This is a genomic window from Staphylococcus sp. HMSC072E01 (assembly GCF_001814125.1).
Classification (GTDB): Bacteria; Bacillota; Bacilli; order Staphylococcales; family Staphylococcaceae; genus Staphylococcus; species Staphylococcus hominis.
Genome location: NZ_KV814991.1, coordinates 1 through 238, shown reverse-complemented (window position 1 = coordinate 238; position 238 = coordinate 1). Strand labels below are relative to the sequence as shown.

General features: G+C 52.9%; 1 rRNA gene. It reads left to right on the top strand.

Going from position 1 to position 238, the window contains the following annotated elements:
* A 23S ribosomal RNA gene (locus HMPREF2953_RS10960) occupies window positions 1–238 on the top strand; the annotation flags it as partial.

Genomic DNA, 238 nt, shown 5'->3' with positions numbered 1-238 from the left:
ATGCAGGTTACCCGCGACAGGACGGAAAGACCCCATGGAGCTTTACTGTAGTTTGATATTGAGTGTTTGTACCACATGTACAGGATAGGTAGGAGCCGATGAGACCGGAACGCTAGTTTCGGAGGAGGCGCTGGTGGGATACTACCCTTGTGTTATGAACCCTCTAACCCGCACCACTAATCGTGGTGGGAGACAGTGTCAGATGGGCAGTTTGACTGGGGCGGTCGCCTCCTAAAAG